This is a genomic window from Congregibacter sp., from assembly GCF_045107095.1.
GTDB lineage: Bacteria > Pseudomonadota > Gammaproteobacteria > Pseudomonadales > Halieaceae > Congregibacter.
Map to the genome: position 1 here is coordinate 1 of NZ_JBGCFU010000027.1, position 16,568 is coordinate 16,568.

General features: G+C 54.2%; 15 protein-coding genes. 6 read left to right on the forward strand and 9 right to left on the reverse strand.

Annotated elements, in window-relative coordinates:
• The first annotated feature begins 425 nt into the window (after nt 1–425).
• Nucleotides 426–2,627: a TonB-dependent siderophore receptor gene (locus AB8B76_RS05385; RefSeq protein ID WP_405270987.1), complete on the forward strand. Its 2,202-nt coding sequence runs from the start codon at nt 426–428 to the stop codon at nt 2,625–2,627.
• Nucleotides 2,628–2,755: 128 nt separating this feature from the next.
• Here AB8B76_RS05385 and AB8B76_RS05390 read toward each other — a convergent pair whose 3' ends face one another.
• From AB8B76_RS05390 to AB8B76_RS05405, 4 genes are all read right to left on the reverse strand, one after another.
• Entirely contained in the window at nt 2,756–4,573 is a 1,818-nt protein-coding gene (locus AB8B76_RS05390; RefSeq protein ID WP_405270988.1) for a M14 family metallopeptidase, read from the reverse strand.
• 541 nt (nt 4,574–5,114) lie between these two features.
• Nucleotides 5,115–6,626, reverse strand: coding sequence for an HDOD domain-containing protein (locus AB8B76_RS05395; protein WP_405270989.1), 1,512 nt, complete (start codon nt 6,624–6,626; stop codon nt 5,115–5,117).
• 288 nt (nt 6,627–6,914) lie between these two features.
• The gene (locus AB8B76_RS05400; protein ID WP_405270990.1) at nt 6,915–7,520 is read right to left on the reverse strand and encodes a DUF4136 domain-containing protein; all 606 of its coding nucleotides are present in this window, start codon (nt 7,518–7,520) and stop codon (nt 6,915–6,917) included.
• Nucleotides 7,521–7,689: 169 nt separating this feature from the next.
• A complete protein-coding gene (locus AB8B76_RS05405; RefSeq protein WP_405270991.1) occupies nt 7,690–8,910 on the reverse strand; it encodes an NAD(P)/FAD-dependent oxidoreductase in 1,221 nt (406 codons plus the stop codon).
• A gap of 108 nt (nt 8,911–9,018) precedes the next feature.
• Between AB8B76_RS05405 and AB8B76_RS05410 the strand changes: the two genes are divergently transcribed.
• Nucleotides 9,019–9,399 (forward strand): VOC family protein, encoded by a 381-nt coding sequence (locus AB8B76_RS05410; RefSeq protein WP_405270992.1) that lies wholly within the window; start codon nt 9,019–9,021, stop codon nt 9,397–9,399.
• 19 nt (nt 9,400–9,418) lie between these two features.
• Nucleotides 9,419–10,429 (forward strand): MBL fold metallo-hydrolase, encoded by a 1,011-nt coding sequence (locus AB8B76_RS05415; protein ID WP_405270993.1) that lies wholly within the window; start codon nt 9,419–9,421, stop codon nt 10,427–10,429.
• Between the two features lie 59 nt (nt 10,430–10,488).
• Here the strand turns inward: AB8B76_RS05415 and AB8B76_RS05420 are convergent, their stop codons facing one another.
• Entirely contained in the window at nt 10,489–10,773 is a 285-nt protein-coding gene (locus AB8B76_RS05420; RefSeq protein WP_405270994.1) for a putative quinol monooxygenase, read from the reverse strand.
• 157 nt (nt 10,774–10,930) lie between these two features.
• Between AB8B76_RS05420 and AB8B76_RS05425 the strand changes: the two genes are divergently transcribed.
• The 3 genes from AB8B76_RS05425 (at nt 10,931) to AB8B76_RS05435 (ending at nt 14,050) form a co-directional block, all read left to right on the forward strand.
• Nucleotides 10,931–12,196: an acyl-CoA dehydrogenase family protein gene (locus AB8B76_RS05425; protein WP_405271013.1), complete on the forward strand. Its 1,266-nt coding sequence runs from the start codon at nt 10,931–10,933 to the stop codon at nt 12,194–12,196.
• A gap of 5 nt (nt 12,197–12,201) precedes the next feature.
• Nucleotides 12,202–13,593 carry a phosphotransferase family protein gene (locus tag AB8B76_RS05430; protein WP_405270995.1) on the forward strand — a complete coding sequence of 464 codons (1,392 nt, stop codon included), beginning with the start codon at nt 12,202–12,204 and terminating at the stop codon, nt 13,591–13,593.
• Nucleotides 13,594–13,711: 118 nt separating this feature from the next.
• Nucleotides 13,712–14,050 (forward strand): diacylglycerol kinase, encoded by a 339-nt coding sequence (locus AB8B76_RS05435; protein WP_405271014.1) that lies wholly within the window; start codon nt 13,712–13,714, stop codon nt 14,048–14,050.
• Nucleotides 14,051–14,066: 16 nt separating this feature from the next.
• Here the strand turns inward: AB8B76_RS05435 and AB8B76_RS05440 are convergent, their stop codons facing one another.
• From AB8B76_RS05440 to AB8B76_RS05455, 4 genes are read right to left on the reverse strand one after another with little or no spacing between them, the layout of a single operon-like run.
• A complete protein-coding gene (locus tag AB8B76_RS05440) occupies nt 14,067–14,981 on the reverse strand; it encodes a M14 family metallocarboxypeptidase (protein ID WP_405270996.1) in 915 nt (304 codons plus the stop codon).
• A gap of 30 nt (nt 14,982–15,011) precedes the next feature.
• Entirely contained in the window at nt 15,012–15,176 is a 165-nt protein-coding gene (locus AB8B76_RS05445) for a DUF6515 family protein (protein ID WP_405270997.1), read from the reverse strand.
• On the reverse strand, nt 15,160–16,101 hold the full coding sequence (locus AB8B76_RS05450; RefSeq protein ID WP_405270998.1) for a TM2 domain-containing protein: 942 nt from the start codon (nt 16,099–16,101) through the stop codon (nt 15,160–15,162). The genes AB8B76_RS05445 and AB8B76_RS05450 overlap by 17 nt, the downstream gene beginning before the upstream one ends.
• A 23-nt stretch (nt 16,102–16,124) precedes the next feature.
• Complete coding sequence (locus tag AB8B76_RS05455; protein WP_405270999.1) at nt 16,125–16,520, reverse strand: MAPEG family protein; 396 nt, start codon at nt 16,518–16,520, stop codon at nt 16,125–16,127.
• Nucleotides 16,521–16,568: the final 48 nt, after the last annotated feature.

Below are 16,568 nucleotides of genomic sequence, written 5' to 3' on the forward strand. Positions count from 1 at the left end.
ACTGGTTGCACCCACCAAAAACATCTGTCACATTGCTGGCCGATGATTATTCAATCACGCAAATGGATTCTGACGCTTGTGGGTGCCTTGTTTTTGGCTTCCCAGGCGTGGTCTTCTTTGCATGAAACGGAGTTCCCCCAAGGGCCTCACGAGCACAATGGTGTTATCTGCTTGGCGCCAATGCTTGACGCGTCTGGGGTGTTACCCGCTGCGGGTATTGTTCCACCTGAGCGGATTAAGCTCAGTGCCGCTGTTGAGCTTCCAGCCGATCGGATTACGCCGCGGCGACGATGCTCGCTGCTTCCACCGCCCACGGGCCCCCCACCAGCAATCTAAAACGTCGTCTCTGTTTACTTGATTCGCTTTGAGGGCGGCAGCCTACTGCCGCGCCCTCATTTCTTTATACGTTTTGTGGATTGAACATAATGAACTCTTACACTATTCGACCTGTCGCGCTCGCTGTTGCTGCGGCTCTTTCATCTTTTTATTCTTTGTCATCAACGGCGCAGACAGCCCCGAACGCTGATTCCGAGACTACTCTGGAAGAGGTGTTTGTCCTCGGTGATCGTCGTGCCTATCAGGGTAATTTCGATACTTTGGAAAATCCCTCATCTGTGCAAATCATGGGCGAAGATCTACTCCGCGCGGCGGGTGTGCTTAATCTGAATCAGGCTCTGGATCTCTCGGCCTCGGTTGCTCGGCAGAACAACTTTGGCGGTCTGTGGAACAGTTTTTCTATTCGCGGCTTTTCCGGCGACATCAACCTTCCTAGCGGCTTCCTGGTGAATGGTTTTAACGCGGGTCGCGGTTTTGCCGGTCCCCGTGACATGTCGGGCATTGAATCCGTCGAGGTGCTCAAAGGTCCCCGCGCGGCATTGTTTGGTCGGGGTGAGCCCGGCGGTACCGTGAACCTGGTGACGAAGCGTCCGGAATTCGAAACTCAGGGCGAGCTGCGCGCGACGGTTGGTCGCTGGGATCAGCTTCGGTTTGAGGCCGATGTTCAGACTGCTCTTGGCGCCAATGATCAGATTGGTGTTCGTTTGGTAGGGTTCACCGAAGATGCAGAGAGCTTCCGCGAGACCGTCGAGACCGAGCGCGTGGGTTTGTATCCGTCGGTGACCTGGAAAGTTTCGGACGCTACCACCGTCACCTACGAGCTTGAGTACACTGAGCAAGAAGTACCCTTTGATCGTGGTGTGCTGTATAGCGAGGATTTCGGATTTAGTCCCCGAAATACGTTTACGGGAGAGCCAGGCGATGGTCCTATCGAAACACGCGTACTCGGTCATCAGCTGGAGTTGCAGCATAACTTCTCCACAAACTGGAGTTTGCTCGCAGGGCTTGGATACCGAGACACTACCTTTGAGGGCAATGCATCAGAAAACAACTTTGGTGGCCGGCAGACGTATTTCCGCGACGGCAGAACTATCTCGCGCTTCTTCCGCTATCGTGATTTTGACTCCGAATACCTGGTAGCCCGTGCAGAGCTTGCCGGGCAGTTCAACACAGGTGGTCTGCGCCATCGTCTTATTGTCGGTGCCGACATGGACCAGTTCGAAAATAGCCTCTTTATTCTGCGCTACCGCCCGCCGTTCCCCGGTGCGGATTTTGAATTAGAGGATTTCGATCCGGAAACTTACTTGCTTCTTGACGCTTTTGATCCGATCTATGGGCAATACCCCATTCCTACTCCCGGACCGAATACCGATAGGGTCGAAGAGCTCGATGGCGTTGGTGTCTACATCCAGGATCAGATTGATCTCACTGACCGCCTGCAGGTGCGTCTGGGTTTGCGCTGGGATGACTTCGAGCAGAGCCTAACTAATCAGCGAGCAGTCCCTGCGACTACCACCGAGACTTCGGACACGCGCGTATCGCCCCAGCTGGGCGCTGTTTACATGATTAATGACGGGCTCAGTCTGTATGCATCTTACGGCGAAGGCTTTAGGCAGCAAACCGGATCTGACTTTCAAGGTAACCAGTTCGATCCCAACATCACGGAGTCTGCTGAACTTGGTTTGAAGATGGACATGCAGCATTTCTTTGACGGCGTCGCGGGCTCCCTCACGTTGGCAGCATTTCAGGTAGATCAGAGCAATATCTTGGTAAACGATGACCGTCCTGCGGCGGTGGCTGCGGGTTTTTTCTCTCGCTCAGCAGGAGAGGCGCAAAGCCGCGGTATAGAGCTGGATGCGAGCGTCGACTTTGAAGGCGGTTTGAGCCTGTGGTTTTCCTACGCCTACACCGATGCGGAGTTTACGACGACGGCTCCCGATGCTGACTTTGGTGCGCTTATCGAGAAGGGCGACCCGCTCATTAACTCACCAGAGAACCAGCTTAATGTGCAGCTTACGCAGAGCTTTTCTTTAGCGGGTATGCCGGCGCAGTTAGGTGCGGGTGTTCTGTACACGGATGAGCGCCTAGGGTGGACGGGCTTCGACTTTACGTTGCCTAGCTACACAACAGCCCGGTTCTTTGGACAGATTGAGCCCATGCAAGGCATTGCGGTTCGTTTTGACATTGATAACGCCTTCGACGAAACGTTCTACACCAATTCCTTTGCAGATGTATGGGTAGAGCCTGGGATGCCGCGTCGATATCGCCTCAGTGCTTCTTATGCGTTCTAAACCTTCGCGTACTCAATAGAGGACCTCTTTGACGCTACGAGCTTCCCCTTAAGCATCACCAAACATGACTTGGTGATTAGGAAAGCTCGTAGCGCTCATTGAGTGACAGAATCGTAGTGTTCGCTCGTTCAGAGCTCGCGCTTAATGGGGTACACCCCGTAACCATCGTTGCCGTAGCCAGATCGATCCTGAAACCACCGCAAGCGTGCCTTGGGGTCCGCAGCGAATTCAGGGTTTTTCGCGAGTTCTGTCTCAAAGCTATCGCGTAGCTCCGGGTCCTGCTCAAGCATAGACTCCGCCAGAGAGACCGCTATAAAGCGCTCCATATTGCCCGCCTTTTGATGCATCTGCGGGAAGAACCCCCAGGAGAACAGCGAGTCCATCGCCTCGGGTTCCAGCAACGATGCTGCGAGCAAGCCCAAGGTTTGATCAGCAGACACGCGCACGGAACCCGCAGGCATCCGAACCTTCGTTACAGCGTGCGAAGCGTTCCCGGACACTTGTACCCGCGTATCGTACACAGGGCCCAATTTCAGCTCGTGCATGGTGATCGTATCGAGCTCAAGCTCTATTGCACTGTCGATGGTCTCGTAGAGGATGCCATGTGCATCCATAAGCGCGATAACTTTTCTTTCGGAGGCAGGGATCCACCAGGCTTGAGGCAGTTTTACTTCGGCAACAGGGTGCTGGCCAGTGACCGGAAGGTTCCACGTTTCTGTATGTCCGAGGTATCGAATCTCCTTTGCTCCGGATACTGCCGATTCGTAACGCTCAAAAGCCATACCCTTGAAAGGTATGGTCTCCATCGGTTGTTCGTCGCGCTCCCAGCGCACCACTAAAGAGTCAGGGCGGCGCTGTCGATCCTGTTCAATGGATGACTGTAGTATGTCTAGATGCGTTGCGGCGGCGCGCAGGGCTCCCTCCATCATGGAGTAGGCACCCAGTACGCGCTGTCGATAGGGCTTTAGATTGTGCATTTCTACGAGCACGGTCGGCATACGGATATGGTCTCCGTAGCCGGTTGACCACCTGGGGCCTTCTCCCGATACGCGAAGACCTTTCTCGATTTCGTGGTAATCAATCGCGCTGGGATAAAAATGCGGGTTGTGTCCCTGAGAGCGAAGGAACGCGTTGACGCCGGCTTCGAAAGGTCCATTCAGCCAGTCTGCAATGGCCTTGGAGTGCATGTATCGTCCCCAGGCCGCGTAGGTGTAGGTCACATCGTAGCCGTGATCAAAGCCGTCGGAGACATGCACGTCTATGTAAAGAACAGGATCCAGTTCCTGAATGAGAGCGAGCATTGCGCGGGTCTCTGGCGCTTCGGCCTTTGCGTAATCCCGATTTAGATTGATGGATTGTGCTGTGTCACGTGTTCCGTGGTTAGCCGGACCGCGAAGGTGCGCCGCATTGAAAGCACTTGGGCGCTCATGTCCGTCTACGTTGTAGATCGGAACGAAGACCAGATCAACGACATCGATCAGGTCAGACTTCTTGCCCAGACCGATGTCCCGAAGCAGCATGAGCCCCGCGTCTTTGCCATCGATTTCGTGAGAGTGAATACCCGCCTGAATCAGCACGACAGGGCGCTGAACGTCGCCTTTGTCATCTCTTACTGGTGTCGCCTTGATATAGAAGAGTTCGCGCCCTTCGGCCGAGTGTCCAAAGCTATGCAGAGATAGGCTTGGGCTCGCCTCTACTAAGCGTTCTAACCATTGTCGCGTCTCCTGATAGCTCGGAGTGAATTTGAAGTCGTCTCGTTCGGCGGGCGTTATCCAGGCATCGTCTGGCTGCGCAATGAGTGCCTCGCTAGCACCAGACCAGAGAGCCACGGGAGGTAGCTCGGCACGAATCGTTGTCAAATCCGCAGCTATTCCCTGCTTCATCGGCACTAGGCAAAGAACGATTACTAGGCCTAAAAGTGAGTTGAGGTGATGGCTGGGGATCACGTGTTGTCTCCGGAATACGCGTTGTTCGATGGATGCGCATTGTAGCGTTACAGGATCGCTCTATCACGAGCATCCCGCTCTTGCGTAAGAATGGTTGCCTATAAACAGGGCTTTGTTATTGAAAGCCTTAATGATTTATTGCGAATGATAATTAATCGTATTAAGATCGAAAACTTGTAGCCATATCGCTGAAAAGAGACGTGATGATGAGACTGAGGTTTCTGTGCCCACACCACCGCAATTCGTTGCAGCGGAGCTCCACCGAGGCTTATCAGTTTTGGATAGATTGCGAGGCGATCCTGGCGGATCGCAGCGGAGAGCTTAGCCCTGAGCACGTTAAATTGGCGGGATCGGCGCTAGAGGCGGCTTCTATTTTTCTGCAAACAAGCGATAGCAGATCGCCGCAAATTAAAGATAACTACAGGAGGTGCGCCGAAGTACTCACAGACATGCTCGTCCGGCTTGAACAACCGCGGCTCGCCGCCATGGTGGTTTCCATTACAAGCACTTTAATCGTGCAAAGCTTCGACAGCTTCGCTGATCAACCCGCAGCTGCAACGGCTTGCGGCGGGGTGGGGAGTGCCGATGCCACGATGCAGAGATCACGACCCGACTGCTTGGCAAAGTACATGGCTTGATCGGCAGCAAAGATAAGATCCCTTGTTCCACGTAGTTGAGAGTCGGTGTCAAAGGTCGCGATGCCTATAGAGACTGTGACCCTAATTTGCGCATCACCCGCAGTAATAGCTCCGTCCCGCACGTAATCACAGACATCTTGTCCAAGCAGCATGGCGTCTTTTTCTGCTGCGTTAGGCAGAATGACAACAAACTCTTCGCCGCCATAACGTCCTACCAATCCTTTCTCGCCGACAAGTTCTGTAAACGCGTTCGCAAGCCACTTTAACACCTCATCCCCCGCTAAATGACCGAAGGTGTCGTTCACTTGTTTGAAGTGATCTGCATCGATGAACATGAGACTGAGTGGACGCTGAGTGTTGCTGGAATCAATAAAGAGGCGATCCAACTCTGCATGGAAGTGACCTCGGTTGATGGCTCCCGTCAGACTGTCGCGTTGCCCCTGACGTTCAAGCATCGACACCCGCTTTTCCAGCTGAGCAACTTTGTCGTCGTTTACATCTTTGGATGCATCAGTCATTACTTCGAAGAGTTTTTCTTTTGAGGCCTCGAGCAATGCGATTGGCTCTTGGACTAGCTGCGCTTCGAACAGCGTTTCGGCTTCGCGTACGGCATCGGCTATGAGCGGTACGATGTTCGACTCGGTGTCATTGTTTTCGCCGCAGACGCCGTCGATTAGCCATACCATGCGCGCCGCCTCAAACTGATCGCCCGCCAACATCGCATCAGCGAGCAGCCCTGAAACTGCGATACACCAATGTTCTTTTCGGGAGTCAGCTTCCAAGGTGAGAGTGGCAAAGTCGTGACTGCTTGCCACTAACTCCGCGATCTCTGAAGGAAGCTTCCACTGCTCAAGAATCCAGGCGCCCACTACTGAATGATCGCATTCAAATGCCGCGTTTTCTGCGGCGCACAGCGCTTCATGTGACGTTTCGAACAGTGTCGAGTAGGTTTGTGGTGCGGCCTGTGACAGCGCGAGTACACCTATATCTTGCACGAGCGCGGCGAGGAAGCAGACCTCTGGATCCTTTAACCCCAGTTCCCGAGCGAGGAGTCTGGCAATCGCACCGCTGGCTACAGAGCGTCGCCAAAGCGAGAGGAGGTCGATCTCGCTTTGCTCCTCGCTATTCACTTTTACCGACAAAGAGAAGCTCAGGGCAATCATCATTGTCGACTTGAATCCCAAGCGGGAAACTGCCTGGGATATCTCCACGGCTGGCTCGCCACGGTAGTACTGCGGCGTATTGGCACTTGCGATCAATTTTGTGGAGATGGTGATGTCATTGCGAACGATGTCGATGATATCCGACAAGCCGTAGTCTTCTTGGGAGGAAAGCTCAATGATTTGTGCGGCTACCGTGGGAAGGGTCGGTAGGGTTTTACATGCGGCAAGGGCGCCGTGTAAGTCGCTATTCATGTCACTGTCTGCTCTTTATTCTGTTGATCCAAAGAAGGCATTTGTTGCGGGGCGACAGACTAGCGTGTTTCTTCAAAAAGTGTTCACGTATTTATGAACAAAAAACGTGAACGCTTTAGGGCGAACAAAGGCCTAACTACGAGTAACTATGAGTAACTACGGCCGTTATTCTTTTGGTGTCTAGGGATCTTGGGAGCGTCAATCAATGCAAAAAAAGCAGCGCCTCACCACAGGCGGGATATTGTTTGCTCCGGCTAAGGCACGCTCACATTCCTCCGAGCGTAAGCATTACTGAGGGGCGGATGGCAGCGTGGCTATTCCCTGGCGGACTGTTTTGCGAACTTCCTCGTGATCGATACGATTCGCATCCTCCACCACAATGCTCATGTCGACTCTCCAGAGAATATCTGATGACTGAGCGTCGATGAACAACAGCTTCATCTCTCCAGTTTTTACCGGGCCGCTCAGCGCGTAGGCGTTGTCTTCCGACGCGCCATCGATCTGTCGATTCACCGAGCTACCGTAAAGGGTGTCGTTAGATCCGCCGCGAAGCAGCTGACCATCGTTAAGCCCGGGAGCGGCAACGTACTCGATAAGAAACTCCGCTTCTGCCTTGTTGACTCGGCGGTATCCGAGTTCAAACATTTCTGCTTCAACACCAGCGCGAATCGACGGGCTTTTTTGCGCAAGCATGTCTTTACTGTTGGGCGTATATTTGGGCGGCGCGCTTCTCCATGCATAGTGGGTATAACCTGTCGCCGAAAAGGTGTCGGTTTCTGAGGGGATGATCTGTGTGCCGCTGCAGGCGCTGATACCGAGTAGAGCGAGAACTAAAGCCGGTAAGAAGGCAAAGCGCATTCCAGTAAACCCTTGCAAAGCCAGGTTGTAATCCATGGGTTGTCCGAGTAATTTTTTGGATGAGTATTGATCGTAACTTACGCGATTTGCGAATTACACCATACAAAAGATGAGGCCTTTATAGGGGTTTTCGATGATTTCAACCCCACGGAAAAAGTGGTTAATACTGCGGTATTGCGTTAGAGCAGCAAGAATTCTTCTGCCGTCAATAACGACTCACGTTGGCGAACTCTCGCGTCGGACGATAAGGCTCCAGATTCTTAGCGGACTCCGCACTGAGTATTTCTTTCGCGACCAGGCTGCCGACTATCGGTGCCAGCGATACGCCGCTATGCATGATCGCCAGATACACGTCCGGACGATCAGGGTTCACACCAAGCGCAGGGTGGCCGTCCAGAGGTAGGGGGCGCCACCCGATGAAAACGTTTTCCATGCGTGTGCCTTTTAGCTCGGGTAGAAACTCCGTTGCTGCTTGTAGGAGGCGTGAGCCATGCTCGCTAACGAGCTCGGGGGTGGGGAAGCTGTTGGGGCGTTCTGCCAAGCGCTGCTCGTGACTTGCTGGTGCTCCCTCTTGCTCACCAATAACAAAGCGGCCATCGCTGCGCTGATGTAAGTGCACGCCGGGTGCTGCGACTACGCCGTTGAGAAGACGTGGCATTGGTTCGCTGATGCCTATGATCCCCGGTGTTGTTCTTTGCGGAATGTTGATACCGGCGATGCGCTCTGGAAGCTTCTGGGCGGCTCCGGTAGCGAGAACCAAACGATCAGCTTTAATAGAGCCCTTTGTCGTCTCTACGGAGACAAGCCGTCCCTTATTCAAAGACACATTTTTAAGCTCATTGGGATACACAATATCTGCACCTAGAGATTGAGCGCCTTTTAACATCAGCTGCGTGGCGAGTACTGGGTCCACCGCTCCGTCATTGGGGGAGTAGGCCGCAGAGTCTTTAGCAGCAAAACGTAAATTGGGCTCCAGCTCAGCAATCTTCTCGGCGTTGATCATTTGCGCGGGTTCACCCCATTGCACCTGCTCGGCAATCTGCTCCGCCAAACGCTGTTGTCGCTCTGCACTTGCAAACCACTCAATTGAGCCGCCCCAGGTTATCGGGATCTGAAGCTCTTCTTGAAGCTCGTGCCAGCTGCCGACACTGGTTTGGTTGAGCTGATGATAGTGCCGAGGCTGCTTTGCCCAGGTCGCATTTATCCAGGCAAACGTCCCACGGGACGCATGGCTCGCCGGACCCACTGCGTCAATCACTGTTACCGCTGTTCCAGCCTTTGCCAAAGAGTAGGCAATAGAAGCGCCGACTACTCCCGCTCCAGCGACAACCACGCGCATTTTTCGCGTGCCGGATGCCCCCGTAGAAAGCGACGCGGTCCCGGCAGAAAGCGCAGCCGCTAGTGTGAGGAATTGTCTACGATCCATGCTGTACGTTTTCCTTCATGCAGTCTTGCTAAGGGAAACACGATACTCTTTTTGAACTGATTCGTGTAAGTATCAGTGGCAGTCTGAGATGAATGGGAGTTAGTAAAAATGAACCTGAATCAAGTGACTCTTCCCGTGAGAGATCTTCCTGCCTCGAATTCCTTCTACAGGAAACTCGGCTTTACGCAGATCGTTGATGCGCCGCACTACGCTCGTTTCGAATGCCCCGATGGTCACGGCACATTCTCTCTGTTGGTAGAAGATGGCGCCTTCACTAATGGCGCCGTCATTTACTTTGAGCATGCCAAGCTCGAAGATTGGGTAAACGAACTTATTGCCAAGGGCATTCAGTTTGACCAGCTTCCCGCCGAACAGAGCTATCTTTGGACAGAGGCCGTTCTTCGTGATCCTTCAGGAAACAAGATCAAGCTTTACCGGGCGGGGGAGCACCGTCGCTTTCCGCCTTGGCGCGTAGAGATTCGCGACTAACGAATAACCAGGAGTCCTTATGATCAACCTTGAACGACGTTCTTTGCTTAAAGCTGGAGCGACTTCTGCCCTGGCGCTGGCGAGCTTGCCTGGCGTGATCTCCAGCGTTAGTGCTGCACCCCTAAAACAGCGGGTCGTGGCCGAAAGCGCATTCGCACGCATCGTCGAGGTTGGCGATGGAGTTTTTGCGGTGGTGTCCACACCCCTCGATAGCGAGGGACGATTCGCAGCAACCCAAACTTTGTGCAACGGTGGGCTCATTATCGGTGACGAAAGAATACTCTCAATAGATGCTTACTATCAGCCGGAGGGCGCTGCCTGGGTTAACGAGCAGGCTAAAAAGTTGTTTGGTCGACCCGTGAGCGACGTGATTTGCACGCACCTGCATCTAGATCACACGGGCGGATTGGCAGGTTTTCAGGACGGGGCTGTGGGGCCAGAGATTTACATGACCGCGAGCACCTGGGCCTTGATGGTAGAGCAGTACAGTGGCGGTACTGCCGTCGAGGGAACGCCCTTTGTTGCCCCGCCTGCAAGACTCGTGGGCCCCACACGTCTGATCGAGGACGAATCGCAATCAGTCTCCATGAATCTTGGAGGGCGTACAGTCACCATATTGCCCCTCGCTGGGCATACACCGTCAGATCTCGCCATTCTGGTGGACGACCTGCCGATCACCTTTGGAGGAGATCTCGCATGGTGGGGGTTGTTCCCAAACTATGTGGATGCGGTACCGTCAAAGCTGGCGCCGTCTGTTGCCACGCTCATGTCTGGAGGTCCTCGTTTGATGGTGACGGGACACGGAGGCTTGGTGTCGACGGACGACATGGCGCCCTATGCAGAATTGATCGCAAGTATTGATACCGCTGCGCTACAGGCCCGGGAGCAAGGTGTGTCTGCAGAGAAAGCGGGGGAGGCTTACAAGATGCCGGCATCCACTGCCGACTGGGGTTTCTTCAATCCCCGTTATCCGGAGCGTGCGATAGGGGCCTGGTTTCGCGAGTGGGGTATCGAGAGTAATAGTGCGTAGCGTAGGTTTCTACAGCCTCTTAATGCCGGAAGTTTGAGAAGCAGCGGGAAATCCAGAGGTCAATCTTTTAGATTGTAGGTAGACGCTTCTGCAAGTTTGCCCTTGCATGCCATAATAAATTCGACCATGTGTTGCTCGTCCATGTGTGCCTGATAGTCGTCTATGGAGCTCCACTCTTCGAGGAAGATGAAATGGAGTGGGTCTTCGGCGTCCGAGAACATGTCGTAGCGAATGCAGCCCGCTTCGGCGCGAGTGGGGCTAAGGAGTTTTTTTAGTTGGGTTTCGACAAATTCCCCGTGGCCGGGTTTGGCGCGAACGTGAACTACAACTAAGGTCTCGGGCATGGTGATTCCCACGAAAGTGCTGTGTTGTAACAAATGCAGTTGGCATCGTACACCGCCGCGGGAGCTTTGGCTTGTGTTCTCCAAAGGTTGCGCCGCGCTAAACTGTGGACAGCGATTTTTCAAATAACTCAAGTACGGAAAAGGATGAGTGAGCGCAATGAACTTCGAAGTCCCTGAAGATATTCAGTTGTTTCTTGGCGAGATCGATCAATTCATCGATGACAAGATCAAGCCCTTGGAGAACAGTGACGACAACATCCGCTTTTTTGATCATCGTCGCGAGGATGCGCGAACTGATTGGGATCGGGATGGCCTGCCGAACGAGGAGTGGGAAGCGCTCCTTCGCAAGGCAAAGGATTTGTCCATCGAAGCGGGAATTTTCAATTACCCATTTCCCAAGGAGTTCGGGGGCCGTGACGGCGGCAATCTTGGTATGGCACTTATTCGGGAGCATCTGGCAGCAAAAGGTTTGGGACTGCACAACGATTTGCAGAACGAACACTCCATCGTTGGAAACAACATTGCTCTGCTATTAATGCTCAACTACGGGACTGAGGAGCAAAAGTCTGAATGGTTGGATGGTATGGCATCGGCCCGGCAGGGCTTCGCTTTTGGAATTACCGAGCCGGAGCACGGCTCTGACGCCACGCATATGGAAACTGCTGCGGTCCGGGACGGCGATGACTGGATAATCAACGGGGAGAAGACCTGGAACACCGGCGTGCATATCGCCGATGCGGATATGGTGATGGCGCGAACGTCTGGTCAGCCGGGTGAGGCTGCGGGGATCACTGCGTTTCTGGTGCCTATGCAGGCTCAGGGAGTGAAGATTGAAGAATATCTCTGGACCTTCAATATGCCATCGGATCATGCACGCGTATCTTTCACCGACGTTCGCGTGCCCCATGGCTCGATCTTTGGCGGAGAGGGCAAAGGCCTCATGGTGATTCAGCACTTCTTTAACGAGAACCGCATTCGTCAGGCCGCATCGAGTCTGGGCGCGGCGCAGTACTGCGTGAATGAGGCTGTCCAGCATGCCCGTCAAAGAAAACCGTTTGGCAAAGCGCTAGCCACGAATCAGGGTATCCAGTTTCCTTTGGTGGAACTTAATGCACGCTGTGAAATGCTCCGTGCGCTTATTCACAAGACCGCGTGGCTTATGGATCGCGATGGTGCCTTCTCGGTGTCGGACAAGGTGTCGATGTGTAACTACCAAGCCAACCGGCTTTGTTGTGAGGCGGCGGACTTTGCGATGCAGGTGCACGGGGGAATGGGGTATTCACGCTACAAGCCTTTTGAGCATATTTATCGGCATCACCGACGCTACCGAATCACTGAAGGCGCAGACGAGATACAGATTCGCCGCGCTGCGGGTTATCTATTCGGTTTTATGAATCAGAAGAAACCTAAAGGCGTTGAGTGACGAGTATGCCCGAAGATTTTGAAGCAGCGTTAGAGAAGGTACTTCAGCGGAAGCTGCCGGGTTGCCAGGGCTTGCTGTCTTGCGAGCAACTTACCGCGGGGGCTAGTCAGGAGACTTATAGGCTGGCGGTAGCAGAAGCCGCGGGGGAGAAGCTTTACGCTTTGCGACGATCACCTCCGGCGCTGGATACACAATCCACTGTAGGCAACATCAGCCTGGATACGGAAGCGCGGCTCTTTCAGTTGGCAGCAGCGGCGGGAATACCGGGCCCCAAGGTTCACTGCGCTTTGCAGCCTGAAGACGAACTCGGTAGTGGTTTTGTGATGGACTGGCTAAGTGGCGAAACGCTGGGTCGACGTATTGTCCGATCTAAAGAACTTGAAGAAGTTCGACCAAAGCTCGCAAAAGAATGCGGTCAAATTCTTGGGCGAATACACGCGTTGGATTGGGAGACCACAGTCTTAGCCGATGAGCTACCCAGAGTGAGCCCCACAGAGTTAGTACAAGAGACCTGGGAAACTTACCGCGATCTGCAAGTGCCGGTGCCCATGATCGATTACTGCTATCGGTGGCTTATGGATAATACCCCCAAGACGTGGCGAACCACGTTGGTCCATGGTGACTTCCGTAATGGCAATCTGATGGTTAACTCCCAGGGCGTGAACGCGGTGCTGGATTGGGAATTGGCTCAGATCGGTGATCCCGTGCGGGACCTTGGCTGGTTGTGCGTTAACTCCTGGCGGTTTGGGAATGACGATTTGCCCGTAGGGGGATTCGGTACGGTAGAGGATTTACGGGAGGGATACCTCGAGACCAGTGGCGTCGAAGTTTCCTTCGAAGAGATCAAGTATTGGCAAGTATTTGGCTCGTTTTGGTGGGCCATGGCGACACTGCAAATGGCCAACTCCTGGCGAAGCGGGGAGACCCCGAGCCTGGAGCGGCCCGTGATTGGCAGGCGGTCCTCCGAGGCACAGATGGATTGTGTGAATCTCATCATCCCTGGTGATTTCGAAGTGCCCGACTTGGGGGTGAGCATTGCGGAAGGCACTCAGTTACCGATGCCCGCGGAGCTGTTGGCAGGCGTGGCCGATTTTTTGACGGATGAGGTCGCAACGCAGTTGCAAGGACGCGATGGATTTTTAGCCAAAGTCGCCGCGAACTCTCTCGGTATTGCCCAGCGGGAGTTGCAGCATGGAGCCGCCTTGGCGAGGCAGGAGCAGAGTCGCCTCGAGGATCTCCTTGGCCATCAAGATAGTTTGGACGACTTGCGCTGGGAGCTCGTCCGTCGATTGCGAGATGACATGCATCTCGACACTCCAGGATTGGCGGCGCACTTGCGTCAGACTGTGGCGGGACAGCTGGCAATTGATCAGCCGCGCTACCCCGCCTTACACTGACGGCTAGCGTACTATTATCTGAATCAGCGGCTGGAATAAGTGTTTTGGCTCGCTCCTCTCAATTACGATAGGTAAGACTGCGATCAATAAGCCCAATGGACAGGGAATAGGACGAATCCTGAAAGCCGCGGAATGTTCGTACCATGGTTTTCGAAGTGCGTTTGTTCACGAATCTGCATTTCGTCAGGAGTTATTGCTGGTCGTTGTACTGCTTCCCGTGGCGTTCTTCATTGCTACTTCCAGCAATCATTTTCTTTTGATGGCGGCTAGTCTGGCGTTATTACTTCTCACGGAACTTCTAAACTCCGCAATCGAGGCCGTTGCCGACGCGGTCACTCTCGAAGACAACCCGCTTATCGGGCGCGCCAAGGATATGGGATCCGCTGCAGTTTTTGTCGCGCTGAGCTTTGTGACTCTGGTATTCGGCGAGGCACTGTATCGGTACTTTCTAGCGTGACCTGTAGGTTTGTGGCTCAGCCGTCACGCAGGTAGTTAAGTCCGCCGGTGACCGCGGCTACTTGCGCTGCGATGCAGTCGTCGTCGCTTACCAAGGGGCTGTCAGGATAAACCTCGGTAGTTGTCACGAAGGGCGCATCAGTGGCTCCCATACAGAGACCGAGACCCTTGCCGTCGTAACAAATGACGCCTTCTTGCTGGAGCGTCTCACCGATGATCTTTCCATCGATAGACGGCGCGATGTGCGTGACCTTTGCGACAGACTCGATGATTGCACGCTGAAACTCGGTTGCCGGGCGTGAGCTGTCGGCTACGCCGTAGAATCCGTCAGGGATGTCCCAGTGGTCCTGAGGCCGCGCATCTCTTGCTGCTAGTGCTGGCCGGAACTCCGAGTTGTCCGTGTCCGTTGTCTCGTGCAGATCAAAGTGCGCCAAGAACTCCAAGTCGCGAAGATCGAGATAATGCATAGCCGCCTCGCTCTCCTGCGCGGGACTGTCCGGCCGGAAGGAGCGGTTAGGATCAATAGCTTGTGCGTTCCAGCGGTTTATCGTTTCAAAAGCCCAGGGACTGATGCAGGGCATGACCAGAAAGTTAAAATCTTCCGAGTAATGCGCAGCAGTGTTTTCGAGGAAGCTCAGTGCCCCCATCACACCGCTGGTTTCGTAACCGTGGACACCGCCCGTAATTAGAACGTTGGGCAGTTCGGGGTTCCAGTTCTTGGAGCTGAGCGCGTAGAGAGTGTGCGTCCTATTGGGGTGAGACAGCTCCCCGTACTCTGCAAGATCAAACTGCTTCTCCAACTCCTTAACTCGCTGCTCAACTAGTACCGCATAACTGCGCTTAGTGGTCTGTGCATCCAGCCACGCCGCTTTCTCAGCGGCCCCCCAGGGCACGCCCGCTTCGCCAATAAAGTAGTCTTCTGTCGCCGTCATAATTTGGTCTTTGTCATAGTTTGGTCCCCCTCATGTTACTTCACTACATAGTCGCGCGCCTCTTGGCAATGACGGCGCTATCGCTCCGATCGGCGCGGTGATACTGACGTAGACGCCGGAAGACTGCCGATAGAAGTGACCGCCCCAAAAGTAATATGGTGTACCAGGGTGAACTTGGCTAAATGCTGGTGCCAAAGAAAACAGCGGCTAAGGTGATGCTGGTTAAAACCCACACGGTAATGTCCCGCCGCTCCAGTAAGACGTGCGTCGTTAAAATGGCGCCTATGGGTGTCGCAAAGGCGTAGACGGACACCAACGTAATGGCGACATCGCCTAAAAAGCCCATGACATTGATGTTGATACCGTCCGCACTAATATCCACAGCTTGAATGAGATCAATGCTTACGAAAAAGACCGTAAACCATAGGCCGATCTGCAAGTAGAGCCAGGCTTCTGCGCGCGCTCGTTTCCGAAAAGGCGCGGTGAGTAACCCCCAAAACGGCTTGAAGAATAGGGTGAGTGGGCCTCCGGGGTCGTTGACGTAATAGTAGAGACGGAGCCTGTGGCTCCAGCGATCGAAGTTACGCAAGATCGGGGTCGTTGCCAGAGCGTTCCAGCGTGCCCCAAGCAAAGTGATCGCGCTGAGTGCAACGATGGCGACAATAGATTCATAGTTGCCGCTGGCATCGGATATGGCGCCGACACTTAAACCCGCAAAGAAGAGCACCACAACGTCGCCGTATAGTCGTGCACGACCTTGGCGCTTTTCTATCCATTCGGGTTGGGGGGGCAAGACCATGCCGCGACTTGGCGGCATGAAAGATAGCGCTCTTGGCGGCTGTCCGGTCTTCTGACGATGGGATTGGTCGTCGTTGAAAGACCGAAGCATCGTGGTCATGTAAAACGCGTCAATGATCCACCACAGCAAACCTCCCCCGGCAGTTACCGCCATGGCTAGCGCTGTCGCTGGCCGGTCCAGGTAAAACCGGTGACCCCCGAGAAGGCCTGTGAGGGCCCAAAGTATCCAGGCGACTTGCCGGCGCTTCAGCGGATAGCGGTATAGATCCTCCAGCACAGCTCGGGAGAAGTCCGCATCCCGGCGCGAGTTTCGTGTTTCCAAGGGAGCTTAGAAGCTTTCGGGGGCTAAGCGAGAAGCTTGGACACCATCATGGCCAAGCCCGCAACGCCCACGGCCCATACCAGGCTGCGCAGATAGGGAATGCCGATGAGGTAAATTGGCAGGTAGGCGACTCTCGCCCAGAAAAACACTGTTGCTCCCAGTGTTGCGGCTTCTGCACTGCCTGCCAGCTGAGCGGTGAGTGCAAGGGGTACAAATAGGATCAGCGCTTCGATGGAGTTGGCGGCTGCGCGCTCGGCTCGGCCTCCGAGAGGTGTCGCTTCGGGCAGTTCATCCCGATTGCTGAGTCCTGCTTTTAGCCCTTCGGGTGTCCATTCGCGATTTCGCAAAAAAGCACCAAGCATGATCGCCAGGAAAGTCAGCAGGGTGGTGTACACAACAAGGCTCAATAAAGGGGTCATGTTAGTTCTCCGTTTTATGGTTTTTTGTCAGTCTCTGCGCCCGACTAA

Excerpts from the sequence above, each read along its gene's own strand:
- AB8B76_RS05385 (WP_405270987.1), top strand. The coding sequence starts at position 426 with ATGAACTCTTACACTATTCGACCTGTCGCGCTCGCTGTTGCTGCGGCT.
- AB8B76_RS05395 (WP_405270989.1), bottom strand. The coding sequence starts at position 6,626 with ATGAATAGCGACTTACACGGCGCCCTTGCCGCATGTAAAACCCTACCG.
- AB8B76_RS05400 (WP_405270990.1), bottom strand. The coding sequence starts at position 7,520 with ATGGATTACAACCTGGCTTTGCAAGGGTTTACTGGAATGCGCTTTGCC.
- AB8B76_RS05405 (WP_405270991.1), bottom strand. The coding sequence starts at position 8,910 with ATGGATCGTAGACAATTCCTCACACTAGCGGCTGCGCTTTCTGCCGGG.
- AB8B76_RS05410 (WP_405270992.1), top strand. The coding sequence starts at position 9,019 with ATGAACCTGAATCAAGTGACTCTTCCCGTGAGAGATCTTCCTGCCTCG.
- AB8B76_RS05415 (WP_405270993.1), top strand. The coding sequence starts at position 9,419 with ATGATCAACCTTGAACGACGTTCTTTGCTTAAAGCTGGAGCGACTTCT.
- AB8B76_RS05420 (WP_405270994.1), bottom strand. The coding sequence starts at position 10,773 with ATGCCCGAGACCTTAGTTGTAGTTCACGTTCGCGCCAAACCCGGCCAC.
- AB8B76_RS05425 (WP_405271013.1), top strand. The coding sequence starts at position 10,931 with ATGAACTTCGAAGTCCCTGAAGATATTCAGTTGTTTCTTGGCGAGATC.
- AB8B76_RS05430 (WP_405270995.1), top strand. The coding sequence starts at position 12,202 with ATGCCCGAAGATTTTGAAGCAGCGTTAGAGAAGGTACTTCAGCGGAAG.
- AB8B76_RS05440 (WP_405270996.1), bottom strand. The coding sequence starts at position 14,981 with ATGACGGCGACAGAAGACTACTTTATTGGCGAAGCGGGCGTGCCCTGG.
- AB8B76_RS05455 (WP_405270999.1), bottom strand. The coding sequence starts at position 16,520 with ATGACCCCTTTATTGAGCCTTGTTGTGTACACCACCCTGCTGACTTTC.